The organism is uncultured Winogradskyella sp., assembly GCF_947496485.1.
Taxonomy (GTDB): domain Bacteria; phylum Bacteroidota; class Bacteroidia; order Flavobacteriales; family Flavobacteriaceae; genus Winogradskyella.
The window spans coordinates 479,605-504,287 of record NZ_CANMCZ010000001.1 but is presented as its reverse complement, the minus strand read 5'-3'; the positions used below and the strand labels follow the sequence as shown (position 1 = coordinate 504,287).

Here is a 24,683-nt window from a genome sequence, read left to right as displayed (position 1 = left end):
TTTTGCGCTCATAGCGGTTAAAAAAAAACTGATGAATCTTAAAATGAGTTTTCTCATAAATATTTGAATTAATGACAATAGATTTTTCACTTTTATTTTCTGTATTAGCTGGAGTAGTTCTATTAATTACGTTAATTCTTAGGTTTAAGGTTCAGGCCTTTATAGCTTTATTATTAGCAAGTATCTTAGTTGGAGTTTTATCAGGAATGCCTCCTAAGATGATAATAAACACCATTGAAGAGGGAATGGGTAGCACCCTTGGTTTCGTCGCAGTCGTGGTGGGTTTAGGTGCTATATTTGGTGCTATACTAGAACGTTCTGGTGGTGCTGAGGCATTAGCTGCTTTTATGCTAAATAAGTTTGGCGAAAAACAATCTTCATGGGCACTTATGGTTACAGGATTTATTGTTGCAATTCCAGTGTTTTTTGATGTAGCATTTATAATTCTGATTCCTATGATTTATGCTTTACAGCGCAAAACAGGAAAGTCTCTTTTATTATATGGTATTCCTCTACTAGCAGGCTTGGCAATAACGCACAGTTTTATACCACCAACACCAGGTCCAATAGCTGTTGCTGAGATACTGATGGCAGACTTAGGTTGGGTAATTCTATTCGGTTTTTTGGTAGGTGTTCCTACAGCTATCATTTGTGGACCATTATTTGGAAAATATATTTCGAAAAGAATTCATGTTGTAGCCCCAGAATTAACAATAAATGATCAAATCTTTAAGAAGTTACCTCCTGTAGGTTCCATTATCATAATAATTGCAATACCAATTATTATGATTGTTTTGAACACCTTACTAAATAGCCCTTTTATGGCTGATTTTAATATTCCTAAAAAGCTATTGGAATGGATAGGAATGATAGGACATCCTTTTTCAGCATTATTGATTGCAAATTTAATTGCTTGGTATTTACTAGGAATTAGAAAAGGTTTTACAAAAACACAGTTATTAGATATAAGTACTAAATCTTTAGCTCCAGCTGGAATTATTATTCTAATTACTGGTGCAGGAGGTGTATTTAAACAAATGTTAGTGAATACAGGTACAGGTGAAATGTTGGCAAATTATTTTGCTGAACAAGGCATAAGCCTACTTTTATTTGGATTTCTAGCGGCAGTTATTGTTCGTGTATTGCAAGGTTCTGCTACTGTAGCTATGATAACTGCAGCAGGTTTAACAGCTCCGTTAGTTCTTGTTAATACATCTGAACCAGAGAAGGCGTTATTAGTAATTGCAATCGCTGCAGGAGCTAGCATAATGTCTCATGTTAATGATAGTGGGTTTTGGTTGGTTGGAAAATACTTAGGCCTTACTGAAAAGCAAACTTTTCAAAGTTGGACAGTAATGACAACTATTTTGGCAATTATAGGTTTCTTAGCGACTTTCTTATTATCACTTTTTTTCTAACTAAACCTTAGTTTTTAACTACCACTCATTAATCTTATTACTATCCAGTTTAATAAAAATAAACAACAAAATAGTAAAACCCCAGAGCCCTGAACCGCCATAGCTAAAGAAAGGTAGTGGAATACCAACAGTTGGAATTAAACCCATAACCATGCCTGTGTTTATGGTAAAGTGTATAAATAAAATAGAGGCTACACCATAACCATATACACGGCTAAATTGCGATTTTTGGGATTCGGCGAGATATAATATCCTAATAATAAGAAGCACAAATAAAATCACAACAAAACTACTACCTAAAAAGCCCCATTCTTCACCTACAGTACTAAAAATGTAATCGGTTTCCTGTTCTGGTACAAACTTACCTGTGGTTCTGGTACCTTGAAGAAAACCTTTTCCTGTCCAACTACCAGAGCTAATTGCTTGTTCTGATTGAATAAGATTGTAGGCTTCCTCTTTCTTCATTTTTTCTAATTTGGCTGGGTCTTTTTCTAATCGTAACCAAAGACTAATTCTATTTTGTTGATGAGCCTTTAACCCATGCTCATAGAATAATTTTACACCATAGGAAAAACCAATACTAACTACAAGTACTACTATATATTGGAGTATTGAACCTCGTTTTTTCTTTCGCAGAAAATAAGTACTAAGAATAATTATAGAAGCAATTACAGCAGTGACTGCAATACCAAATTTAAGACCAAGAACAGCAAGTATAATGAGTGATAATGCTATTATTAAATAAACCTGTTGTAGGCCCTCTCTGTAAAAAACAAAGAAAAATGCTAGGTAAACAATAGTACTACCTGCATCATTTTGAAGTAAAATTAATAATGCTGGAATAAAAATTATAGCAGTGACTCTCAACTGATCCTTTAGAGTTTGCATGTTAGTCTGTAGGTCGCTTATATACTTGGCTACGGCCAGTGATGTAGCAAATTTTGCAAACTCACTGGGCTGAATAGTCATGCTACCAATACCATACCAAGAACGCGCACCATTAACATCCTTTCCAAAAATAAATAGACCAATTAAAGCTAAAATGGCAACTAAATAAATAATGCTAGCAAAACGTTCATAAAATTTTGCCTCAAATGATAGAATTAAGACGATAAGTACAAATGTTAGACCTATGAAAATGAGTTGTTTACCATAAAGCTCTGATGTGTCAAAATAATTCGTAACCTCTCCAACATGCGAGGCTGACAAAATATTAAGATATCCAAAACCAACAAGTAGCAAAAACAGAATGATGGTAATCCAATCGAATTTAAACCGTCTTTGATTTTCTCTCAGCATTTACTTATTGTTTTAAATTGCTTTGATTAGAATTTTCAATAGCGTAATTATCTATGACTTGAAGTGTAGTTTCACCATTAATTTTAAAAGGCTCACCAGAATATGGTTTTGCATATTCATTTTCTAAGCTGTGGGTTAAGATCCAACGTTCCAAATCGGTTCTGGTGATGTGACCTTTTATATACTTCTCAATCATTAAACTTGCCATACGACCAGCAAAGCGACTTCCCCAATATCCATTTTCTACAAATACAGCTATTGCAATTTTTGGATTTTCCTTTGGAGCAAACGCTACAAAAATGGAGTGGTCGGTAAGTTGAGTTTTTAAACTATCAATTCTAACAAAGTTTTCAGCTGTACCCGTTTTTCCACAAATATCAATACCTGGAACTCTTAAAGTAGCAGCTGTTCCCTTATTATAAACGTCAAACATGCCTTGTACTACAGGTTCAAAATATTGTTTGTCAATTGTTGTATATTTTGGTGTGGTGTATTTAGGGTCAATAGTTTCTCCTTCAATGTTTTTTATAATGTGCGGAGTATAATAATAACCACGATTGCCAATTGCAGCTGCCATATTTGCTAATTGAATTGGTGTCGCTTCAACTTCTCCTTGTCCAATAGCATTAGATACGATGTATGTTGAACCCCAGCGATTATCACCATAAGCTCTATCATAATAATCTCCATCCGGAATTCTACCTTTAGAACCTACAGATAAATCATTGTTTAAATAATTACCTAGACCAAAACTTTTAGCATGATTTGCCCATGTGTTCATGCCTTTTCCAGGATCTTCATATTTATCTATAATACGACGATATACATTTACAAAATAAGCATTACAAGATTGAGCAATACCATCATTCATAGCTACAGGACTTCTATGATGATGACAGCCAGTTAGTCGTCTACTACCATAATAATAACCCATTCTACATGTAAATCTCTCATTAGTATTAACAACTCCTTCCTGAAGACCAATAAGCGCGTTTATAACTTTAAATGGCGAACCAGGTGGATATTGTGCTTGTAGACCTCTATCAAATAATGGCTTGGCTATAGTGTCGGTGTATAATTTTGAAAAATTTCTAGAGCGATCTCTTCCTACGAGTAAGTTTGGATTGTAGGATGGACCAGAAACCATGGCTAAAATTTCACCAGAGCTTGGGTCTAAAGCTATTATTCCACCACGCTTGTGCTTCATTAATAATTCTCCATATGCTTGGAGTTCTGCATCTATAGTAAGCGTAATATCTTTTCCAGGTTTAGGCAAAGTGTCGAATATACCATCCTTGTATGGTCCGATATTTTTATTAAAGCGATCTTTTTGTATAAACTTAATGCCTTTTACACCTCTCAAAGTTTGCTCGTAGGTTTTCTCAACACCTTGTTTACCAATAAGATCTCCTAATCTGTAATAAGGTTGGTCGGCAATAATTTTACGATTTACTTCGCCAATATCACCTAAAACATTAGCGCCAATAGTAGTTTGATATGACCTGAGTGATCGTTTTTGAATGTAAAAACCTTCAAATTTTCTCATTTTTTCTTGAAGTACAGCATAATCATTTTTTGAAAGCTGTTGAACAAATGGCGAAGATAATCTTGGTGAGTAATTTGTAGCTCTTCTTAATTTTTTGTCGTACTCCTCTTCTGTAATTTTTAATAACTTACAAAATTCCTGTATTGTAGCAGAATCCATAGGAGCAACTTCTCGAGGTATAACCATAACATCATAAGAAGGTTGATTGGCAACTAAAAGTTGTCCATTTCTATCATATACATAGCCACGTTTCGGATAGTTGTATTCTTTTTTAATAGCATTGTCTTCAAAAATATCATAGCCAGAGCTACTGTAAACTTGTAGATAAAATAAACGTGCAATAAAAACGAGGCCAACTAGAACAACAGTCGTTAAAAGTAGCAGTTTTCTCATTTTTGGTTTCGACTAAATAAAATTATAATTAATATACTAAGTATTATAGTGAAAATACTAGAAAATAACGTCTTTTGTAAGATTGAAAGTATGTTAGAAATGTTAAAAATTTCTAGAGAAAATAAGATGAAATGATGCAGTACAGTACCAAAAGAGATATAAGTAATTAAGCTACCAATTTCTGTATTGCTAAACTTAATACTTTGATGCTCATAAAGCATACCAAAAGAAGTTTTTAGAAGTATTGGTCTAGCATAGGCTAAGGAAACAGCAGCTGCAGCATGCACTCCTCCAGAATCAGAAAACATATCTATTAACATACCCAACAAAAAACTCACTAATAAAAAAACAAGTCTATTCTCTCTTATTGGAAATAAAAAGATAAAAATGATGTAGATATATGGATTAATATAACCAAGAAAATTAATGTTATTGCATATTATAACTTGCACTAAGAGTAGTGTGATAAATCTAATGATATTTCTTGCAGCAATATTATTCATTTACACGATTCTCTAAAGCTTTTATTTCTGTTCTATCAAGGTTTTCTATAATATATACTGTGCCCACATTAGTCATGTCATTAAATAATTTAACTTCAATGTTGTAAGTGTCTCCACTAATGTCAGTTTCAAAACTATCAATAGTACCAATTCCAATACCTTTTGGGAAAATTGCAGATTGCCCGCCAGTTACGATGGTATCACCAACTTTTACAGGTGCAAATGTTGACACGTCTACAAGTTGAGTGAACTCTGGTGATTCGCCATTCCAAGTTAAAGAACCAATATGGTTAGAGGATTTAAGCTTGGCATTGATTTGACTATTTTTATTTAAAATGGACAGTGCTGTAGCATAATTACTTGATGTATTGTCAATAATACCAATTATGCCTTTAGATGTTATAACACCAAAATCTTCTTTAATACTATCATTTCTGCCTTTATTTAACGTGAGGTAATTATTGGTAAGTGAATAACTGTTTTTAAAGACATCTGCAGTTGTAACTCTAAATTTTCCTATTGAATATGACGAATCAATATAAGTTGAATCTGAAGTATTTACAGAATTGAACAGCTGCTCTCTTAATCGTTTATTTTCTTCTGAAAGCATAGTATTCTCATCCTTAAGATTAAAATACTGATCTATGGAATTAAACGTGCCGTAAACACCACCGGTTAGTCCATTTGCAGAATTTATAAACTTACTTCTGTGATACGAATGTGATTGAATGGTTAAAGCGAGCGCAATACTAAAGAGTAATAAAAACAACAGAAAGGTTTTGTTTCTTATAACAAAATTGAAAATTTGTTGCATTATCTATAGCTTATTTAATCAATACGCTTTTATATTTAGATAAGTTTTTTAGTACAATTCCTGTACCTCTAACTACTGCTCTTAATGGATCTTCAGCAATGTAAACAGGTAAATCTGTTTTTTGAGATAAACGTTTGTCCAATCCTCTTAACATTGATCCTCCGCCTGCTAAATAAATTCCTGTGTTGTAAATATCTGCTGCTAATTCAGGAGGTGTTTGAGATAAGGTCTCCATAACAGAATCTTCAATACGTAAAATTGACTTGTCTAAAGCTTTCGCAATTTCGCGGAATGATATATTAACTTGCTTTGGCTTTCCTGTCAATAAATCTCTACCTTGAACACTCATATCTTCAGGTGGTAAATCTAAATCTTCAGTTGCAGCACCAATCTGAATCTTTATTTTTTCTGCAGTTCTATCTCCAACATATAGGTTATGCTGAGTACGCATGTAATAAATAATATCATTGGTAAATACATCACCAGCAACTTTTACAGATTTATCACAAACAATACCTCCAAGTGCAATAACAGCAATTTCAGTGGTACCACCACCGATATCTACAATCATATTTCCTTTAGGTTGCATTATATCCACACCAATACCAATTGCTGCAGCCATTGGTTCATGTATTAAGTAAACTTCCTTACCGTTAACACGCTCACAAGATTCTTTTACAGCTCGCATTTCTACTTCAGTAATACCAGAAGGTATACAAACCACCATTCGCAATGCAGGATTGAAAAATTTCTTTTTCAATGCTGGAATGTTTTTAATAAACAAACTTATCATTTGCTCAGAAGCATCAAAATCTGCAATTACACCATCTTTTAATGGACGTATTGTTTTAATATTCTCATGCGTTTTTCCTTGCATCATGTTGGCTTCTTTACCAACTGCAATAATTTTTCCGCTGATGCGGTCTCTGGCTACTATCGATGGATTGTCAACAACAACTTTGTCATTGTGGATTATCAGTGTATTTGCGGTTCCTAAATCAATGGCTATTTCTTCCGTTAGGAAATCAAAAAATCCCATGTGCTATTCTTAATTATTTGGGTTATTCAAGTCAACTTTTTACGACTATCCGTAAATGTAATAAATTATACGATATTTCAACGATTATAGACGTTTTCTTATTGCTTTTTTATGAAGTTGTTTTTTGATCATAAACAAGAGATTTATAAGATTCTCTTTTTCAGAGCGACTTAATGCTTAAAATGACGCGTACCTGTAAAGACCATTGCCACACTGTTTTCGTTACAATAAGTAATGCTTAATTCGTCTTTTATTGAACCTCCAGGTTGAATGACAGCTGTAATTCCTGCCTTATCAGCAATCTCTACACAATCTGGAAAAGGAAAAAAAGCGTCACTCGCCATAACCGCTCCTTCTAAGTCAAAATTGAAGGATTTAGCCTTATGTATCGCTTGGTTTAAAGCATCAACTCTACTAGTCTGTCCTGTTCCACTGGCACACAATTGTTTGTTTTTAGCTAAAACAATAGTGTTGGATTTTGTGTGTTTACAAATTTTTGATGCAAATATTAAATCATCCAGTTCATCTGCTGTAGCGGTAGTTTTTGTAACAGATTTTAAACCTTCAAGTGTATCAGTAACATTGTTTCTATCTTGAACTAAGACTCCATTTAAACAACTTCTTACATTAGTTATTGGCATTTCAATATCTTTCAAGATTAGAAGGATTCTATTCTTTTTTCCTTTTAAAATTTCTAGAGCTTCATCAGAAAATGAAGGCGCAATAACAACTTCGCAAAATAGTTTATGGATTTCTTCTGCGGTGGCTTTGTCAATTTGAGAATTACTTATTAAAACACCACCAAAAGCCGAAACCGGATCACCTGCCAAAGCATCAACATATGCCTGGTGCAGAGTATCGCGTTGCGCTAAACCACAAGCATTATTGTGTTTTAAAACAGCGAATGTAGGTGCATCATTTTTAAACTCTAACATTAAATTTACAGCAGCATCAACATCTAAAAGGTTGTTGTAGCTCAATTCTTTTCCATGAAGTTTAGTGAAAATATCATCAAAATTCCCGAAGAAAAATCCTTTTTGGTGCGGATTTTCGCCATAGCGTAACGCTTTACCTTGTGTTTCTGAAATTTTTAAAGATGCAATTTCTTGATTGTTATTGAAGTAATTAAAAATTGCAGAATCATAGTGAGATGAAACGTTAAAAGCTTTAGCAGCAAAACGTTTTCTGTCCTCATCAGAAGTTTCACCATTTTTTGCTTCCAATAATTCTAAAAATTCTGAATAATCATCAACAGAAGATACGCATGTAACATCTGCGTAATTTTTAGCAGCAGCTCTAATTAGCGAAATACCTCCAATATCAATTTTTTCAATAATATCTTGATTGCTTGCGCCAGAAGCTACAGTTTTTTCAAATGGATAGAGGTCAACAATTACCAAATCAATTTGTGGAATTTCAAATTCTTCCAATTCAGCAACGTCACCATCGTGATCTTGACGATTTAAAATACCTCCAAAGACTTTTGGATGAAGTGTTTTTACTCTACCTCCAAGTATAGAGGGATATGACGTTACATCTTCTACAGGTACTACATTTATTCCTAAATCTTTGATAAATTTTTCTGTGCCTCCCGTGGAATAAATGGTAACGTTGAGGTCATTTAATTTTTTTACAATTGGTGCTAATCCATCTTTACTAAATACAGATATTAGTGCCGATGAAATGGATTTGTTGCTCATAATGTTGTGTTGTGATTTTGATGTTGCAAAAATAAACATATTCGACAGGAAAATATTGATAGTAAGAGCAGTTTGTTTAAGTTTTTTGTAACAATGAATTGTTGAAAACGTCTTATCTTTAAATTGTTTTAAAACAGCCAACTCATGTTAGTCTATTTGAGAGTATTTAAAGAGAGTTTTTCATTTGCATTAAATGCGCTTAGAAATAATAAACTCCGAACATTTTTATCGCTCTTAGGTGTTACTGTTGGTATCTTTTCTATTATAGCTGTTTTGGCGGCTGTAGATTCTTTAGATAAGAATATTAAAGATAATTTAGCCGGTTTAGATAAAAACACTATTTATTTATCTAAATTTTCATTCGGACCAACAGATGTTCCTCGTTGGAAGCGCGATAATTTTCCACAAACAGATCATGATGATTATGAGTTTATAAAACGCAATGTGCCAGATATTGCTGCTTCTGCATACGTTATTTTTGGAAGTAATGAAACTGTTAGATACCAGGCGGAAACTGTTACTGGTGTTACCATTACTCCTGTATCTAGTGAAATATATACTATAGAAGATTTTAAAGTTGAAAATGGACGTTTCTATTCAGAATTAGAATCAGATACTGGAGCACCAGTTATAGTTTTGGGTGCAGATTTAGCTGAGAATCTTTTTGATACATTTAACCCAATTGGTAAACAAGTTCGTGTTTATGGTCGAAAATTAACTGTAATTGGTGTTCTTAAGAAAGTAGGTGCAGGTTTAGGTGATTCTCCTGATGGTAGAGCTTATGTACCTGCAAATTTTGTAAGACGTTTTATGAATGGTGGAATAAGCGGTTTGCCTGGAGCAGTTATTATTAAACCAGCCAATGGTGTGGATCTTGGGGCATTTGAGCAGGTTTTAAAACAAAAGTTCCGAGCTTTTAGAGGCCTAAAGGCAGATGAGGATGACGACTTTTTTGTTAATAAATTATCTGGACTTGTAACTTTTATTGATGCAATAATTTCAACCTTGAATATTATCGGTTGGGTTATAAGTGGCTTTTCACTTTTGGTTGGTGGTTTTGGTATTGCTAATATTATGTTTGTTAGTGTAAAAGAACGTACTAATCTCATAGGAATTCAAAAATCATTGGGTGCTAAAAACAGATTTATACTGTTTCAATTTTTATTTGAAGCGGTTGTATTAGCTGTTGTAGGTGGTTTAGTAGGATTATTTTTAGTTTGGGTAATCGCTATGATAATGAATGGAGTCGTTGAAGATTTTGAATTTGTACTATCCTTTGGTAATATGTTTTTAGGTTTTATGCTTTCTACACTAATCGGACTGATTTCTGGTGTAATTCCGGCGATTTCTGCTTCTAAACTAGATCCTGTTGAAGCCATTAGGACAGGAATGTAATTTAATATAACTGAGTTTTCTCACTTCATATGTCTTAATTTCTTTAAAAGCTAGTATCTTTAATTCGAATTTAAATTAGTTTATGTTAGTTTATTTAAGAGTATTTAAAGAAAGTTTTTCATTCGCTATAAACGCACTTCGTAATAATAAGTTACGAACCTTCTTGTCGCTTTTAGGTGTTACAGTGGGCATTTTTTCTATTATTGCGGTTCTGGCTGCTGTAGATTCATTAGATAAACAGATAACTTCTCAGTTAAGTTCTTTAGATAGTAACACGATGTATCTTGTAAATAGATCCTTTGGTCCAACGACTGTGCCACGTTGGCAAAGAGAAAATTTTGATCAAATATCTTATAACGAATATAAAAGCTTGAAATCTTCATTAAATGATGCTGAGCATGTTGCTTTTCAGTTGGGCGTAAAACGTGAAAATATAAGGTACGAATCTGAATTAGTTAGTAGTGTAAATACAGTTGTAGTATCCAATGAATTTACTGACATACAATATTTAGAATTTGAAAAAGGACGATTTTATAACGAGTCTGAGTCTAACTCAGGAAAGGCTGTCGTTGTTATTGGTTTAGAAATAGCTAATGCACTTTTTGGTAATCTTGAACCCATTGGAAAAAAAGTTAGACTTTATGGTCAGAAATTTACGGTTATTGGTGTGGTAAAAAAAGAAGGCTCAAGTTTGTTGGGAGATAGTAATGATGTTTCTATTTTTCTGCCAGCTAACTATTATAGAAATAGATTTGGTGATAACAATAAAAATAACTTACCCATTGTTATAATAAAGCCGAAAAAGAATGTAGATATTGATGGTTTAAAAGCTGAAGTTACTCAGATAATGCGTACCAAGCGTGGCTTAAAACCTAATACAATAGATACTTTTTTTATTAATATTATTTCTGGTTTACAAAATGCTATAGATGAAATGCTGGGAGCGTTAAATGTTATTGGCTGGATTATTAGTGGATTTTCACTTTTGGTTGGTGGTTTTGGTATTGCCAATATTATGTTTGTTAGTGTAAAAGAGCGTACTAATCTTATCGGAATTCAGAAATCTTTAGGCGCCAAAAATAAATTTATATTGTTTCAGTTTTTATTTGAAGCCGTAATTTTAGCCGTAGTTGGTGGCTTAGTTGGTTTGTTTTTAGTTTGGGTAATAGCTATAGTAATGAACGGATTTGTAGAAGATTTTGAATTTGTATTGTCCTTTTGGAATATGTTTATCGGGTTTTGCTTGTCTACATTTATTGGATTGATTTCTGGAATTATACCTGCAATTTCTGCATCGAAATTAGATCCTGTAGAAGCTATTAGAACTGGTATGTAAAAATAGTTCTAGACTATTATCTTAGCAACTTCTTTACAAACAAACTCTAAGAATCGTTCATCAGCTTCAGTAAAAGGATCTGGCGTATTAGAATCGATATCAATTTGCCCGATATTTTCACCATTTACAAAAATAGGAATAACAATTTCTGCCTTTACAGTAATGCTGCAAGCAATATAATTATCTTGTGCAGCCACGTCCGGAACTACAAAATTTTCATTACTCACCGCAACTTGGCCACAGATGCCTTTTCCAAACGGAATTATAGTATGGTCAGTAGGTTCACCAATATATGGCCCAAGTTTTAATTCGTGTTTATCTCCATTTTTAAAATAGAAGCCAACCCAATTGTAATAGGCTACGTTTTCTTCTAACACTTTACAAATGTGCAATAGGCGCTCATCAATAATAAGGCTATGTTCCGCTAATATTGATATTATTTTAGGTTTTAAATCTTGTAGATTCATCTGTTTATAAACTTTTGGTAAAAGTATTCAAAAAGCACTGTTTTTAAAATACTGTTTTTATAAATTTAACAACAAACTAAATATTGCTAGTTTATTGAAAGCTCTTTTAACCAAATATAAACTCGTTATTCGCTTTATAGTCATTTTTTTAGTGACCTATTCAGTACTAACAATAGCTTATAATCTGTATCTCAAATATTCTGACGGTTCTAAGTTTTATCCAGATTACTTAACCAATCTTGTTGCAAAACAAACAAATTCATTACTCAATGGTATTGGTTACGATGCTAAGATTATTCCGCATCCGGATGAATCATCAATGAAAATAATTATAAACGGAAAGTTTGTGGCCAGAGTCATTGAAGGTTGTAATGCGATAAGCATTATAATTCTATTCTTGTCTTTTATTATAGCATTTTCTGGGCAATTTAAAACGACTTTCATGTATGGTTTTGCTGGTAGTATAATTATCTACGCCTTCAATCTCATAAGAATTGTAATCCTATCTGTAGGTCTATATCATTACCCTTGGCGACAAGAAATTTTACATACTGTTATTTTTCCTATGTTGATTTATGGTGTTGTTTTTTTATTATGGATGTTTTGGGTTAATCGATTTTCTAAAAACATGAAAGTTAATGCCTAAAGCCACTAGATACATATTTGTAGTTATTTTGTTTTTACTTTTAGTAGCTATAAGAGCTTTTGAAGACATACTGTTTTACGATCCATACCTCACTTTTTTTGAAAACGACTATTTATATATGGATAACCCAAGGCGAGAGGTTGCTAAGCTTGTGTTTTTTACCTCATTACGATATTTATTAAACACCTTAGCATCTCTAGGTATTCTATTTTTAATTTTCAACGACAAAACGATTATCAAATTTTCAGTACTGCTATATGCAATTGCATATATAGCGTTGCTTATTCCTTTTTTGTATTTTGTTATAAACCCAAAACAAGAGGATTATTATTTATTCTTTAACGTGAGACGTTTTTTAATTCAACCTATAGGCTTAATCGTTTTGTTACCAGCTTTTTATTATTATAAACTTAATCGTTAAGAGTTTTATAAATGTATCTTGACTTCTGAATTATTTCGTAATTTTGCATAGTGACGTCAACATACACACATAGAGTTTTTTCTGTTGCACTTTCTTTTTTAGTGCTGTTTTCTACATTATCATTTAAAGTAGAAAAGCATTATTGTGGTGAAAATTTAGTTGATACAGCAATCTTTTCTGAAGCAAAAAAATGTGGTGGTATGGATTCTGAAGATATGGTATATGTAAAGAAACCATGTTGTAAAGACACTGTTGACATTTTTGAAGGTCAGGATGAATTAAATATTTCTGATTTTGAAAATTTAGATCAAACACTAAAAATTACTTTAGTAGCTTATGTATATTCTTATTCAAATTTATTTGAGAGTTTACCTAAGCCGATAATTCCGCACAAAGACTACTCACCTCCCAATCTCATTAAGGATATACACGTTCTAGACGAGACCTTTTTAATTTGATGTATTTGAAATTGCAGAACAACGAGCATTGATTAGTTGATGCTTTATACTAATATTTCAAATTAAAATAATGATACACACATATAACTTAACAGGTATGACCTGTAATAGTTGCAAAGCTTCAGTAGAGGAGTCGCTTTTAGCATTACCAAATGTTGAAAAGATCTCAGTTAATTTAGAAGATAAAATTGCAACTATAAAAATGAATTCTCATATCGAAGTAGAAACGCTTCAAAATGCGCTTTCAGAAAAATACGCAATTTCAGAACAAAAGACCAAAAACGTTTTTGAGTCTAGTAGTTCTGTGGAATCGGCAAGTAATGATCTAAAACAACTATTTCCATTATTTTTAATAATTGGCTATATTTTGATAGCATCTTTACTACTCAACAAAGATCCTTGGGATATTGAAGGATTTATGCTCGATTTTATGGGCCTGTTTTATATCGTTTTTAGTTTTTTTAAACTATTAGACTTAAAAGGGTTTCCACAAAGTTTTAGAATGTACGATCCACTTGCAAAAGCAGTTCCAGCTTACGGTTGGGTTTACCCTTTTATTGAAGTTACATTAGGATTAATGTTTTTAATGCGGTTTCAAATAGACATAGCTTTAATTGCTACAGTTGTAGTTTTGAGTATCACTACTGTTGGTGTCACAAAAACGCTATTAGATAAAAAATCAATTCAATGCGCGTGTCTAGGAACAGCATTAAAGCTACCTATGACAAAGGCGACATTTATTGAAAATTCTATTATGATTGTGATGGCTCTAATTATGATTTTTAAAACAATGAGATCATGAGAAAATATATAATTATACTATTATTTTGCCCAATTTATTTGTTTTCTCAAGAGCAATTAGAAGGTGTTGTTTTAGAAACAAGTAGTTCCAAAGAAATGCCATTACCAGGAGCTAATGTGTATTGGTTAGACTCGTCGGTAGGAGCAATTACAAGAGAAGATGGTGCGTTTTCACTACCCTATAAATTCTCGTATAATAAATTAGTGATTAGTTATGTTGGTTTTAAGACAGATACTATAACAGTAACATCAAACATCTTTATAAGGCATGTGTTACAACCTTCTGATGAATTGGATGCAGTAACTGTAACTTCACGAAAACAAGCAACTTCAAAATCGTATTTAAAAGCAACAAATACTCTTTTTGTAAGTAGTGATGAATTGTTAAAAGCGGCTTGTTGTAACCTTTCAGAAAGTTTTGAAACCAATCCGTCAATTGATGTCAACTTTGCAGATGCTGTTTCAGGTACAAAGCAAATAAAGATGCTAGGCTTAAATTCGCCTTATATTTTAATAGCAACTGAGAATATTCCAGCAATTCGTGGCGCTTCCCAAGCTTATGGTTTGAGTTTTATTCCGGGAACTTGGGTAGAAAGTATTCAAATTACTAAAGGAACAGGTAGCGTGGTTAATGGGTTTGAAAGTATTGCAGGTCAGATAAATGCAGAACTTGTAAAGCCAACAACAGACGATAAACTTTTTGTGAATGCGTATGCAGGCGTTAATGGCCGTTTAGAGTTAAATACACACATTAATCAAAAAGTGTCGGATAAGTGGAGTACAGGTTTATACCTTCATGGTAATTTACGAAATCAAAAGTTTGATAATAATGATGACGCTTTTTTAGATGTACCTTTAAAAGAGCAGATTAATGTTATGAACCGTTGGCAATACACTAATGGAGAAAAAGGTATAGTGAGTTTCATAAATTTACGTTACCTCAATGATAATACGCAGTCAGGTCAAGTTGATTTCAATCCAGAAACAGATAAGGGTACAACTAATTTTTGGGGAAGTGAAATTAATACGGAAAGATTTGAAGTAACCACTAAACTAGGTTATGTAAATCCTGAAATTCCTTACCAAAGTTTAGGCTTTCAAACAGCTTTTAGTCGCCATATTCAAGATTCATATTTTGGATTAAATTTTTATAATATTGAGCACAACAGCTTTTATTCAAATTTAGTTTACAACAGTATTATTTCAGATTCGCGCCATAAGGTAAAAACAGGATTAAGTTTTACATACGATCATTATAATGAACTAGTAAATACTGATGCTTACGAGCGCACCGAAAACTCAGTAGGAGGGTTTTTTGAGTATTCTTACGATGATTTAGATAAGATAACTATGACAGCTGGTGTTAGAGTAGATCAACACAATAGATTAGGCTTTTTTGTGACTCCTCGCTTACATCTTAGATATTCGCCTTGGGAAAAATCCGCTTTTAGAGCGTCTATTGGCAGAGGAAAACGAAGTGCTAATATTTTTGCAGAGAATCAAAATATGTTTTCGAGCTCTCGCCAGATTAACATTTTAAATTCTGGTGGGAAAATTTATGGTTTAGATGCAGAAATTGCATGGAATTATGGAATTAGTTATTTACAAGGATTTAATTTATTTGAAAGAAAGGCTGATATCACTTTAGATTTTTATCGAACTGATTTTCAAAATCAAATAGTGGTAGATTGGGAAAATCCGTTTGAAGTCAACTTTTACAATCTTGACGGTAAGAGTTATGCTAACAGTTTTCAGTTTGAATTTAATTACAATGCTTTTGAAGGATTCGACCTAAGGACTGCTTATAAGCATTATGATATTAAAACGGATTATAATTCTGGTCAGTTAGAAAAGCCTTTAATACCGAAACACCGCCTATTTGCTAATGCAGCTTATGAAACTTCAGAAAAAGAAAATGGAAGCCAATGGAAGTTTGACGCTACATATAACTGGTTAGGTTCTCAACGTTTTCCAAGTACAGAATTGAGTCCAACAGAATTTCAATTGGATGATTATTCGCCCACTATAGGAACTTTGAATTTGCAGGTTACTAAAGTATTCTCTCCGAAATTTGAAGTATATTTAGGTGGTGAAAATGTAACGAACGTCAGACAGAATAATCCGATTATTAGTGCAGATAATCCATTTGGTTCAAATTTTGATAGTAACTTTGTATATGGTCCAATTTTTGGAAGCATGTATTATGCAGGTTTGCGATATAGAATAAAATAATAATCAAAACGTCATTGCGAGACTTTGAAAAAGTCGTGGCAATCTCTTAAATTGAAACTAAAATAAAAACAGATTCTGAAGCACTTAAAGAAATTCAGCGCAGGCAAGTTCAGAATGATAAAAAAATAAAAAGATGAAAAAAATAATTTTAATTTTTACATTATTAATAGGGATAGCAACATTTGCTCAAAACAAAAATGCTAAAGCTAGCATGGAAGTAGATGGTGTCTGTGGTATGTGTAAAGAACGCATAGAAAAAGCTGCCATTAGAACTAAAGGTGTAAAATCTGCAGTTTGGAACATAGATACACATGAGTTAAAGCTTATATATGATGAGCGTAAAACAGATTTAAAAACGATTTCTAAAAAGATAGCTTCAGTTGGCCATGATACTAAAAATATAAAAGCAACAGACGAAGCTTACGATTCTGTGCATCCATGTTGTAGATATCGCGATAAAGATGTGGTAAAAGACCATGAAGGAGAGAAGAAATCTAAAAACTAAATTAATAGCGAAGCCTGAATTTAAATTCAGGCTTTTTTATTTTTAAACATTTGAGGTTGTCAAAATTTTCAACGAACTTCGTTAACGTTTTATGAAACGTCATTGAAGCGGACTCATATCGCTAAGTTACCACACATTGAAAAAACCGAAGAACAAAACAGAAGAAGTAAGGAATGAAGAAAACCATCTTTACAATACTAACAGTTATTGGACTATATTCATGTAATGATAAAAAACAAAAAGAATTGAAAGACGAGTATTATTATGATATCTATGCACCAAATGACCTTGAAAATAATTCAGGAACTACTACTGATAAGCAACTAATAGACTATAATAAGTTTAAAACAGAGTTTAAAGATATAGATTGGGATAGTTATCCAGCTAATCCGACAATATCGGTTTATAAAAAAAACACCATTTTATGGGTTGCTCTTTATGCAACTTCTGACAATTCTGAAAAACTACAGATGTTTCTTGTTGGACATCATTATAAAGAATACATTAAAAACATATTCGGAAAAACAAAAGAAAAAGATTTTTCAACAACTCATTTTATGATTGGGAAAGATAAGGTTCTACCACTTTTTGAACTATATTTCAAAGAAAACAACAATGATGGAATAATTAAACAATTAAAAAAATTGGATAAAGAATTTAAAAACGAGACAAGTAAAAATTATTCCCAAAACATTTGAGAAATGACGACGTTTTTAGTTTTAATTATAATAGCATTAGTAATCAATTTATTTTTAATTATTAAGAAAGTAAATTTTCCGAAACTGGAAAAAATCATGAGAAAAATCTCATTTTACTCTTTAGTGGGAATTGTTATTTGTATTATACTTTTACTTTTTGATTTCAGATTAAAAGGAAAATATACTATACCAACAATCGGACTTGTTTTTTTAATTTCAACTATCTTGCTTTACGGATTAACCAAAAACAGTCTTTATAAAAATTTAAGTGGTATTTTAACCATACCTATATTCATTTTAGGAATTTTAAGTCCAATTATGGAAGGACCAATCGCAATATTGTATTTAATAGCTATGCCATTCCAACCATCTTTAGTAAAATCTAAAATTAATGAAAATTACAGCGTGGAAATTCGAGATGATGGGATTTTACCTTGTTCAGAAAGTTTAGTGATTACAGAATCAACATTCTTGATTTTTGACAAACAACGAAACCTTGGAAATAACTTTTGCGTAACTGGGATTATTAAGATAGAAACTTTAGTTTTAGATAAAAACAAAGTAGAATTTTTAATCTACCACGATGGCCAAACTAAGCGAGAAAACCCATATAAATATGAAGCGGAAATAAAAAACGTGTGGTAACACCGTGTATAATTAATTGCTTGGTCACTGGCGACTTACGAACATTCCTGCGGAATATTCTATCTGTGATTTATTTGCTAAATTAGGTGCTTAACCACGCAACTAACCATACACCTAATTGTTAACGAACCTCTACATTTCTACTCTAAAATCTTTAATAGACTGTCACAATTTTTAATTCCAAGTTCGGAAGCCTTTTTTTTAATGGTTAGTGCACCGCTAATACTTTGAAGGATATTCTTAAATAGTTTTTCATTACTATACCCAAATTTACCTTGTCTCATAGCATCGTAATCCGCATTATTAATGATGTATTTACCTAAGTATTCTTTGTGTATAATATTTAAACGCTCATAATCTTTGAGCATTATTTTATAATTAGAGTAGTGTGTTTCTATGGCTGCTTTTAATTCAAAGTCGTCTATTAGTTTAAAGTCCCCCGAATTTATCATTGTCTGATATGTCACATCTTTAGGAAAAAAATCCGTTGAGGTAAATACAGGATAGACCTTGTAAATTGCAGCCATTTTCTTTGGATTATCTGTATTGATTAGAGGTAATACTTCCTTTAGAATTTCTATTTTCTTTCCTATACTTTCAACATTAGATTCGAGATTCTTTTTATCAACCTTAATATCACTTTTAATGTTTTCTATATATTGATTTTTTAGAGTCTCATCTTTTTTATTGTCAGCACATTTATTCATACTGAATGCAATAGAAATACCAACAATAACAATGAGTATTTCACCAAATGCGTACCGAATCTCTTTTTTCATATTGGGTTAGTTTTTATAAAGCTATGAAATTTAATCCAAACAAAAAGCCCTTGATTTTCATCAAAGGCTTTTCTATTATTATACTTATCTACGCGTTATATTTCGCACGAGTGAGATAACTCATTTGCGGCGATTCGCCATTACATCATGCCTGGCATTCCACCTCCACCCATTGGTGGCATAGCAGGAGCATCTTCTTTAACATCTACTAAAGCACACTCGGTTGTTAAGATCATACCGGCTACAGAAGCAGCATTTTCTAAAGCAATACGTGTTACTTTCTTAGGATCGATAATACCAGCTTTTAGCATATCTACGTATTTTTCAGATTTAGCATCGTAACCAAAGTCCTTTTTGCCTTCTAATACTTTATTAATGACAACAGAACCTTCACCACCTGCATTTTCTACGATAGTACGTAAAGGAGATTCAATTGCTTTGTTTACAATTTGCACACCAGTTGTTTCGTCTAAGTTATCTGTAGTTATTTTTTCTAAAGTTTTCTTAGCTCTTACAAAAGCAACTCCACCACCAGCAACAATGCCTTCTTCTACTGCTGCACGTGTAGCATGTAGAGCATCATCAACTCTATCTTTCTTTTCTTTCATTTCTACTTCAGAAGCAGCACCAACATATAGTACGGCAACTCCACCAGCTAACTTCGCTAAACGCTCTTGAAGTTTTTCTCTATCATAGTCAGAAGTTGTAGTTTCAATCTGAGTTTTAATTTGGTTTACCCTTGCTTTTATATCCGAAGCTTTACCACTACCATTAACAATCGTTGTGTTGTCTTTATCAATTGTTACGGTTTCAGCTGTACCTAACATAGTTAAGTCTGCATTCTCTAAAGAGAAACCTCTTTCCTCAGAAATTACAACTCCACCAGTTAATATAGAAATGTCTTCTAACATTGCTTTACGTCTATCACCAAAACCTGGTGCTTTTACTGCAGCAATCTTTAAGCCACCACGTAATTTATTAACTACTAAAGTAGCTAAAGCTTGTCCTTCAACATCTTCAGCAATAATTAATAATGGACGACCAGATTGTGCAACTGGTTCTAATATTGGAAGAATTTCCTGTAAGTTAGAAATCTTCTTGTCGAACAATAAGATGTATGGATTTTCTAAATCTGCAATCATTTTATCTGCATCAGTGACAAAGTATGGTGATAAATAACCTCTATCGAACTGCATACCTTCAACAACGTCAACATAAGTTTCCATTCCTTTTGCTTCCTCAACAGTAATAACGCCTTCTTTACCAACTTTACCAAAAGCAGTAGCAATTAAATCACCAATAGTATCATCATTGTTTGCAGAGATTGCAGCAACTTGTTTGATCTTATCAGAATCACTACCTACTTTTTTCGATTGCTTGTCTAAATCTTTTACTATTGCATCAACAGCTTTATCAATACCACGTTTTAAATCCATTGGGTTTGCACCAGCTGCAACATTTTTAAGCCCTTCTTTTACTATGGCCTGAGCTAATACGGTTGCAGTTGTTGTACCATCACCAGCTAAATCGTTAGTTTTAGAAGCAACTTCTTTTACCATTTGTGCGCCCATGTTTTCTAGTTCGTTCTCTAGCTCAATTTCTTTTGCTACAGACACACCATCTTTAGTTACTTGTGGTGCACCAAATGATTTACCAATAATTACATTACGACCTTTTGGTCCTAATGTTACTTTTACTGCGTTTGCTAAAGCATCAACACCACGTTTGAGTCCGTCGCGTGCTTCAATATCGAATTTTATATCTTTTGCCATCGTTAAAATTTTAATTTTAGCGTTTCCGCGAAAGCGGAAATCTGTTTGTGTTTAATTTAGAAATTTAGTTTTGATTGATGAGATTCCTGCCTGCGCAGGAATGACAATTAAATAATCGCCAGAATATCGCTCTCACGCATCATTAAATAGTCTTTTCCTTCCAGTTTAAGTTCAGTTCCTCCATACTTTCCGTAAAGCACAGTGTCACCAACTTTAACTGTTAAAGGTTCATCTTTTGTTCCGTTGCCAATTGCAACAACAGTTCCCTTTTGCGGTTTTTCTTTTGCATTATCTGGAATAATAATACCAGAAGCTGTTTTGGTTTCAGCTTCCTTAGGTTCTACAAGAACTCGGTCTGCTAAAGGTTTAATGTTTAAAGCCATTTTAATTTATTTTTAGTTGTTTAATTAATAATTCACGCTAAAGCGTATTTCGAAAATTATGCCAATGATTGGTGACTGACAAAGTTTCAGACCCACCAAATAAATGGAATAAAAAAGCCAACTTAAAAAAAGCTGGCTTTATGTTTTTTATTGAAAAGATAACACCTTATTATTCTCCAGATGTATCTTCTGTTGTTGCAGGTTCGTTAGTAGTTGCAGAAGGTAAAGCAGGCATTTCAGTAGCTTCTTCTGTATCTAAAGCTTTTGATTCTGTACTTCCACCAGATCCAATGGTTAAATTAGAAGCTAAGATTAAAACAATTAATGCTGTTGCTAAAAACCAAGTACTTTTATCTAAAAAATCTCCTGTTTTCTTAACACCACCCATTTGTTGTGTGCCACCACCACCAAATGATGATGATAAACCTCCACCTTTAGGATTCTGTACCATGATTACTACAACTAGCAAAAATGCTACGACTACGATTAATACCAAAAATACTATAAATGATGTATCCATTTTATATTGTGTTATTGTCTTTTAATTCTTTTACCCATTTAATTTGGTTTGCAAAGAAACTACTTTTTTCTGGATATTTCAAACTTAAAATCTTGTAAGATTGAATGGCTTTATCATAGTTTTTTTGCTCCAGATATATGCGCGCTAAAGTTTCCGTCATTAAGCTATCAGAAATAGCATCGTCATTGTTAACTAACTTAGGTTTTGGGGCATTATCTGAGATTGGTTTTATTTTAGGATTCTCACTTATGAACTTATCTATAATGGCAAGTTTACTCTCTAGTGGAGTAGTGGATGTATTTGGTGTTTTATCTTCTACTTTAATTTTGGTTTCATCTCTAATAATAGGTTTGAAACTTGTAATTTTTAGCCATTCAGTAAACGAATGACTTTCAGATTTATCAAACTCTAATGGCTTACCAATATTAAGTTTCTTTTCTGGAGTAATATTTTGTACATCAACCGCAATGATTGAGTCTTCGATCTTTGGTGTCTCAAATTGGGGTTTAGGAATGGGTTTAGCCTTAAATAAATCTGGATCTAAAACACCTTCGGTAGCTTTAATGTGCGCTTTTAAAGCATCATCTATGGTAACACTTTTGTTTACTGAAATATCATCAACTTCATTAACTTCTATAGATTTTATTGCCTCTGAATTTTGTTTGATTTGCTCTGAGACCTCATTTTGATTGAAAACATCTGAAGTTATGTAATCGAATAAAACACTGCGATCTGCTGTATGTGCAGCCGTAATTTTTAGAGCATTGTTGTATTTGTAACTTTCTTTTTGCTTTAAACCTTTGAGGTATAAAGCTCTTAAAGGTTGAAAATAAGGATATTCATTTATTTTTAATGCTAAATCATTAGACTGCGATGCTGTAATTGCTTCGGGATGTTGTAACAAATATGTGAGTTCTTGAAGCTGCATAATTTACCAATCTGCTAAAGACGCATTTAAAATATCTTGTGTTATACGGTCAAAAATTTCTTCGTGAGCAGTATCCTTTAAGCTTCCTACTAATTGAGCGTCTGCATCAAAATCAAAAAAGAAAGAAAATGGTTTTTCAAAATCTTTTTCTTCGTCTTTTGTGTTAATGTATCTCACATTTACACTAATAGTTAATCGGTTTTGGGCTGCTGTGTTTTGAGCTGTAGCAGTCATTGGTGCGATTCTGTACTCTGTAATTTCACCTTCATAAATAACTTCTCCGCCACTATTTATTAATTGTGCACTAGTTTGATTTACAATAAGATCTTGAAGTTCATTAGTGAATAATTGGTCTAAACCAGGTTCTATTAAATCTGCATTGTTTTGAAAGAAATTAACTTGAAACGTTTCTGGTGTTTCCGTAATTCCTGTAAATGAATAGTTAACCTTGCAACTAGTAATAGCAAGACAAATGAGAAAGATAAAAAGATATTTGAATCTATTCATTTAATACGTATTTGGCTTTTTCATTGTTATAAAAGCATAAATATAACCAGCATTATCCGCAACGTCAAAATCTACATTGATAAGACGGTAACCTTTATAATGCTTTTCGTTTATTAAATCTTCGGCTTCCATACGGATAGCTTCAGAACTATTAGGTCTAAACGATTTACGAATCATAAATATTTCTACTGCCTTCATAATTTTTTCTTAAAGATCAAATTGTTTTATTTTTCTGTACAATGTGCGTTCACTAATTCCAAGCTCTGCAGCAGCTAATTTGCGTTTTCCTTTGTGTCGCTCCAATGATTTTTTAATCAATTCTAATTCTTTATCATGTAAAGATAAGGTTTCCTCTTCTTCAATTTCTTCTGCAAAGTGGTATTTATCTTCAATCTCTGAATTGTTTTCTTCAATGACTTCGCTAGCTTCTGGAATAGATAAAACTTCTAAGTTTTCCACTTCTGTTTCAAAATCATCGGTTTTATCATCACCGTATATTTTCTGAATAAGGTGTTCATTATCTTTCTGTACATCAGAGACACTGCCATTTTTCATGAGCTCCATAGTCAGTTTTTTGAGATCATTGAGATCGCTCTTCATATCGAATAAAACTTTATATAAAATCTCACGCTCACTACTAAAATCACTTTCGGCTTTAGTATTATTAATTACAGCTGGTAAATTACTTCCTGTATTTGGTAAATAATTTTGAAGCGTAACAGCATTTATAGTTCTGGTTTGTTCTAAAACTGATATTTGTTCAGCAACATTTCGCAACTGACGTATGTTGCCATTCCATCTGTATTTTAAAAGTAGGCTAATAGCGTCATCAGTAAGTTTTACTGTTGGCATTTTGTATTTTAAGGCAAAGTCACTTGCAAATTTTCTAAATAAAAGATGGATATCTTCTTTACGTTCTCTTAATGCTGGTAAGTTAATATCTATAGTACTAAGACGATAGTAAAGATCTTCTCTGAATTTTTCTTTTTTAATGGCTTCAAACATATTTACGTTTGTTGCAGCTACGATTCTAACATCCGTTTTCTGCACCTTACTGGAGCCCACTTTAATAAATTCACCATTTTCTAAAACTCTTAATAAACGTACCTGAGTAGTTAGAGGTAATTCGCCAACTTCATCTAAAAATATAGTACCTCCATCAGCCACTTCAAAATAACCAGAACGTGTTGAGGTTGCACCAGTAAAAGCACCTTTTTCGTGTCCGAATAGCTCACTGTCTATGGTGCCTTCTGGTATGGCACCACAGTTTACAGCAATGTATTTGCCATGCTTGCGATGCGATAACTGATGTATAATTTTAGGAATACTCTCTTTACCAACACCACTTTCACCAGTAACCAACACCGAAATATCGGTTGGTGCGACTTGTATTGCTTTTTCTATGGCACGATTAAGCTTAGGATTATTTCCTATAATGCCGAAGCGTTGTTTTATGGCTTGAATGGATTCCATATTAT

The 24,683-nt window shown here is 32.7% G+C and carries 26 protein-coding genes; 11 read left to right on the top strand and 15 right to left on the bottom strand.

Going from position 1 to position 24,683, the window contains the following annotated elements:
* Positions 1-71: 71 nt before the first annotated feature.
* A complete protein-coding gene (locus tag Q0822_RS02050; RefSeq protein WP_299119512.1) occupies positions 72-1,418 on the top strand; it encodes a gluconate:H+ symporter in 1,347 nt (448 codons plus the stop codon).
* 18 nt (positions 1,419-1,436) lie between these two features.
* Here the strand turns inward: Q0822_RS02050 and rodA are convergent, their stop codons facing one another.
* The 6 genes from rodA to purH form a co-directional block, all read right to left on the bottom strand.
* Complete coding sequence (rodA, locus tag Q0822_RS02045) at positions 1,437-2,717, bottom strand: rod shape-determining protein RodA (RefSeq protein ID WP_299119510.1); 1,281 nt, start codon at positions 2,715-2,717, stop codon at positions 1,437-1,439.
* 4 nt (positions 2,718-2,721) lie between these two features.
* The gene (gene mrdA, locus Q0822_RS02040; protein ID WP_299119508.1) at positions 2,722-4,656 is read right to left on the bottom strand and encodes a penicillin-binding protein 2; all 1,935 of its coding nucleotides are present in this window, start codon (positions 4,654-4,656) and stop codon (positions 2,722-2,724) included.
* Positions 4,653-5,159 (bottom strand): rod shape-determining protein MreD, encoded by a 507-nt coding sequence (locus Q0822_RS02035; protein ID WP_299119505.1) that lies wholly within the window; start codon positions 5,157-5,159, stop codon positions 4,653-4,655. Before Q0822_RS02035 ends, mrdA begins: the two co-directional genes overlap by 4 nt.
* On the bottom strand, positions 5,152-5,973 hold the full coding sequence (mreC, locus tag Q0822_RS02030; RefSeq protein WP_299119503.1) for a rod shape-determining protein MreC: 822 nt from the start codon (positions 5,971-5,973) through the stop codon (positions 5,152-5,154). Before mreC ends, Q0822_RS02035 begins: the two co-directional genes overlap by 8 nt.
* Before the next feature lie 10 nt (positions 5,974-5,983).
* Positions 5,984-7,012, bottom strand: a complete 1,029-nt coding sequence (locus Q0822_RS02025; RefSeq protein WP_299119500.1) for a rod shape-determining protein — start codon at positions 7,010-7,012, stop codon at positions 5,984-5,986.
* Between the two features lie 170 nt (positions 7,013-7,182).
* Positions 7,183-8,712 (bottom strand): bifunctional phosphoribosylaminoimidazolecarboxamide formyltransferase/IMP cyclohydrolase, encoded by a 1,530-nt coding sequence (gene purH, locus Q0822_RS02020; protein ID WP_299119498.1) that lies wholly within the window; start codon positions 8,710-8,712, stop codon positions 7,183-7,185.
* Between the two features lie 144 nt (positions 8,713-8,856).
* Between purH and Q0822_RS02015 the strand changes: the two genes are divergently transcribed.
* Both Q0822_RS02015 and Q0822_RS02010 read left to right on the top strand, forming a co-directional pair.
* Positions 8,857-10,107 (top strand): ABC transporter permease, encoded by a 1,251-nt coding sequence (locus Q0822_RS02015; RefSeq protein WP_299119496.1) that lies wholly within the window; start codon positions 8,857-8,859, stop codon positions 10,105-10,107.
* A gap of 82 nt (positions 10,108-10,189) precedes the next feature.
* Positions 10,190-11,443, top strand: a complete 1,254-nt coding sequence (locus Q0822_RS02010) for an ABC transporter permease (protein ID WP_299119493.1) — start codon at positions 10,190-10,192, stop codon at positions 11,441-11,443.
* An 8-nt stretch (positions 11,444-11,451) separates the two neighbouring features.
* Here Q0822_RS02010 and Q0822_RS02005 read toward each other — a convergent pair whose 3' ends face one another.
* A complete protein-coding gene (locus tag Q0822_RS02005; protein ID WP_299119489.1) occupies positions 11,452-11,910 on the bottom strand; it encodes a GAF domain-containing protein in 459 nt (152 codons plus the stop codon).
* Between the two features lie 94 nt (positions 11,911-12,004).
* Between Q0822_RS02005 and xrtF the strand changes: the two genes are divergently transcribed.
* From xrtF to Q0822_RS01965, 8 genes are all read left to right on the top strand, one after another.
* Entirely contained in the window at positions 12,005-12,556 is a 552-nt protein-coding gene (xrtF, locus tag Q0822_RS02000) for an exosortase family protein XrtF (protein WP_299119486.1), read from the top strand.
* Entirely contained in the window at positions 12,549-12,977 is a 429-nt protein-coding gene (locus Q0822_RS01995; protein ID WP_299119483.1) for an exosortase F system-associated protein, read from the top strand. The genes xrtF and Q0822_RS01995 overlap by 8 nt, the downstream gene beginning before the upstream one ends.
* A 50-nt stretch (positions 12,978-13,027) precedes the next feature.
* Positions 13,028-13,435, top strand: coding sequence for a hypothetical protein (locus Q0822_RS01990; RefSeq protein WP_299119481.1), 408 nt, complete (start codon positions 13,028-13,030; stop codon positions 13,433-13,435).
* Between the two features lie 70 nt (positions 13,436-13,505).
* Positions 13,506-14,237, top strand: a complete 732-nt coding sequence (locus Q0822_RS01985; RefSeq protein WP_299119479.1) for a MauE/DoxX family redox-associated membrane protein — start codon at positions 13,506-13,508, stop codon at positions 14,235-14,237.
* Positions 14,234-16,468, top strand: a complete 2,235-nt coding sequence (locus Q0822_RS01980) for a TonB-dependent receptor (RefSeq protein WP_299119476.1) — start codon at positions 14,234-14,236, stop codon at positions 16,466-16,468. Before Q0822_RS01985 ends, Q0822_RS01980 begins: the two co-directional genes overlap by 4 nt.
* A gap of 133 nt (positions 16,469-16,601) precedes the next feature.
* A complete protein-coding gene (locus Q0822_RS01975; RefSeq protein WP_299119473.1) occupies positions 16,602-16,973 on the top strand; it encodes a heavy-metal-associated domain-containing protein in 372 nt (123 codons plus the stop codon).
* Positions 16,974-17,146: 173 nt separating this feature from the next.
* Complete coding sequence (locus Q0822_RS01970; protein ID WP_299119470.1) at positions 17,147-17,671, top strand: hypothetical protein; 525 nt, start codon at positions 17,147-17,149, stop codon at positions 17,669-17,671.
* 3 nt (positions 17,672-17,674) lie between these two features.
* Positions 17,675-18,316, top strand: coding sequence for a hypothetical protein (locus Q0822_RS01965; protein ID WP_299119468.1), 642 nt, complete (start codon positions 17,675-17,677; stop codon positions 18,314-18,316).
* Between the two features lie 140 nt (positions 18,317-18,456).
* Here Q0822_RS01965 and Q0822_RS01960 read toward each other — a convergent pair whose 3' ends face one another.
* From Q0822_RS01960 to Q0822_RS01925, 8 genes are all read right to left on the bottom strand, one after another.
* Positions 18,457-19,095 carry a DUF6090 family protein gene (locus Q0822_RS01960; protein WP_299119466.1) on the bottom strand — a complete coding sequence of 213 codons (639 nt, stop codon included), beginning with the start codon at positions 19,093-19,095 and terminating at the stop codon, positions 18,457-18,459.
* A 140-nt stretch (positions 19,096-19,235) separates the two neighbouring features.
* Positions 19,236-20,867, bottom strand: coding sequence for a chaperonin GroEL (groL, locus tag Q0822_RS01955; RefSeq protein WP_299119463.1), 1,632 nt, complete (start codon positions 20,865-20,867; stop codon positions 19,236-19,238).
* A gap of 107 nt (positions 20,868-20,974) precedes the next feature.
* Positions 20,975-21,250, bottom strand: coding sequence for a co-chaperone GroES (locus Q0822_RS01950; RefSeq protein ID WP_299119460.1), 276 nt, complete (start codon positions 21,248-21,250; stop codon positions 20,975-20,977).
* Between the two features lie 169 nt (positions 21,251-21,419).
* The gene (secG, locus tag Q0822_RS01945) at positions 21,420-21,770 is read right to left on the bottom strand and encodes a preprotein translocase subunit SecG (RefSeq protein WP_299119457.1); all 351 of its coding nucleotides are present in this window, start codon (positions 21,768-21,770) and stop codon (positions 21,420-21,422) included.
* Position 21,771: 1 nt separating this feature from the next.
* Positions 21,772-22,698 (bottom strand): hypothetical protein, encoded by a 927-nt coding sequence (locus tag Q0822_RS01940; RefSeq protein WP_299119454.1) that lies wholly within the window; start codon positions 22,696-22,698, stop codon positions 21,772-21,774.
* A gap of 3 nt (positions 22,699-22,701) precedes the next feature.
* Complete coding sequence (locus Q0822_RS01935) at positions 22,702-23,205, bottom strand: LptE family protein (protein ID WP_299119451.1); 504 nt, start codon at positions 23,203-23,205, stop codon at positions 22,702-22,704.
* Positions 23,206-23,403, bottom strand: a complete 198-nt coding sequence (locus Q0822_RS01930) for a hypothetical protein (RefSeq protein ID WP_299119448.1) — start codon at positions 23,401-23,403, stop codon at positions 23,206-23,208.
* Positions 23,404-23,412: 9 nt separating this feature from the next.
* On the bottom strand, positions 23,413-24,678 hold the full coding sequence (locus tag Q0822_RS01925) for a sigma-54 dependent transcriptional regulator (RefSeq protein ID WP_299119445.1): 1,266 nt from the start codon (positions 24,676-24,678) through the stop codon (positions 23,413-23,415).
* Positions 24,679-24,683: the final 5 nt, after the last annotated feature.

What these genes read in the sequence shown, in the direction of transcription:
- Q0822_RS01995 (WP_299119483.1), top strand. Translation starts at nt 12,549, where the DNA reads ATGCCTAAAGCCACTAGATACATATTTGTAGTTATTTTGTTTTTACTT.
- Q0822_RS01925 (WP_299119445.1), bottom strand. Translation starts at nt 24,678, where the DNA reads ATGGAATCCATTCAAGCCATAAAACAACGCTTCGGCATTATAGGAAAT.
- secG (WP_299119457.1), bottom strand. Translation starts at nt 21,770, where the DNA reads ATGGATACATCATTTATAGTATTTTTGGTATTAATCGTAGTCGTAGCA.
- groL (WP_299119463.1), bottom strand. Translation starts at nt 20,867, where the DNA reads ATGGCAAAAGATATAAAATTCGATATTGAAGCACGCGACGGACTCAAA.
- Q0822_RS01970 (WP_299119470.1), top strand. Translation starts at nt 17,147, where the DNA reads ATGAAGAAAACCATCTTTACAATACTAACAGTTATTGGACTATATTCA.
- Q0822_RS01935 (WP_299119451.1), bottom strand. Translation starts at nt 23,205, where the DNA reads ATGAATAGATTCAAATATCTTTTTATCTTTCTCATTTGTCTTGCTATT.
- Q0822_RS02010 (WP_299119493.1), top strand. Translation starts at nt 10,190, where the DNA reads ATGTTAGTTTATTTAAGAGTATTTAAAGAAAGTTTTTCATTCGCTATA.
- mreC (WP_299119503.1), bottom strand. Translation starts at nt 5,973, where the DNA reads ATGCAACAAATTTTCAATTTTGTTATAAGAAACAAAACCTTTCTGTTG.
- mrdA (WP_299119508.1), bottom strand. Translation starts at nt 4,656, where the DNA reads ATGAGAAAACTGCTACTTTTAACGACTGTTGTTCTAGTTGGCCTCGTT.
- Q0822_RS01965 (WP_299119468.1), top strand. Translation starts at nt 17,675, where the DNA reads ATGACGACGTTTTTAGTTTTAATTATAATAGCATTAGTAATCAATTTA.
- purH (WP_299119498.1), bottom strand. Translation starts at nt 8,712, where the DNA reads ATGAGCAACAAATCCATTTCATCGGCACTAATATCTGTATTTAGTAAA.
- Q0822_RS02035 (WP_299119505.1), bottom strand. Translation starts at nt 5,159, where the DNA reads ATGAATAATATTGCTGCAAGAAATATCATTAGATTTATCACACTACTC.
- Q0822_RS02050 (WP_299119512.1), top strand. Translation starts at nt 72, where the DNA reads ATGACAATAGATTTTTCACTTTTATTTTCTGTATTAGCTGGAGTAGTT.
- Q0822_RS01975 (WP_299119473.1), top strand. Translation starts at nt 16,602, where the DNA reads ATGAAAAAAATAATTTTAATTTTTACATTATTAATAGGGATAGCAACA.
- Q0822_RS02005 (WP_299119489.1), bottom strand. Translation starts at nt 11,910, where the DNA reads ATGAATCTACAAGATTTAAAACCTAAAATAATATCAATATTAGCGGAA.
- Q0822_RS02025 (WP_299119500.1), bottom strand. Translation starts at nt 7,012, where the DNA reads ATGGGATTTTTTGATTTCCTAACGGAAGAAATAGCCATTGATTTAGGA.
- Q0822_RS01930 (WP_299119448.1), bottom strand. Translation starts at nt 23,403, where the DNA reads ATGAAGGCAGTAGAAATATTTATGATTCGTAAATCGTTTAGACCTAAT.
- Q0822_RS01980 (WP_299119476.1), top strand. Translation starts at nt 14,234, where the DNA reads ATGAGAAAATATATAATTATACTATTATTTTGCCCAATTTATTTGTTT.
- rodA (WP_299119510.1), bottom strand. Translation starts at nt 2,717, where the DNA reads ATGCTGAGAGAAAATCAAAGACGGTTTAAATTCGATTGGATTACCATC.
- Q0822_RS01950 (WP_299119460.1), bottom strand. Translation starts at nt 21,250, where the DNA reads ATGGCTTTAAACATTAAACCTTTAGCAGACCGAGTTCTTGTAGAACCT.
- Q0822_RS02015 (WP_299119496.1), top strand. Translation starts at nt 8,857, where the DNA reads ATGTTAGTCTATTTGAGAGTATTTAAAGAGAGTTTTTCATTTGCATTA.
- Q0822_RS01940 (WP_299119454.1), bottom strand. Translation starts at nt 22,698, where the DNA reads ATGCAGCTTCAAGAACTCACATATTTGTTACAACATCCCGAAGCAATT.
- Q0822_RS01985 (WP_299119479.1), top strand. Translation starts at nt 13,506, where the DNA reads ATGATACACACATATAACTTAACAGGTATGACCTGTAATAGTTGCAAA.
- Q0822_RS01960 (WP_299119466.1), bottom strand. Translation starts at nt 19,095, where the DNA reads ATGAAAAAAGAGATTCGGTACGCATTTGGTGAAATACTCATTGTTATT.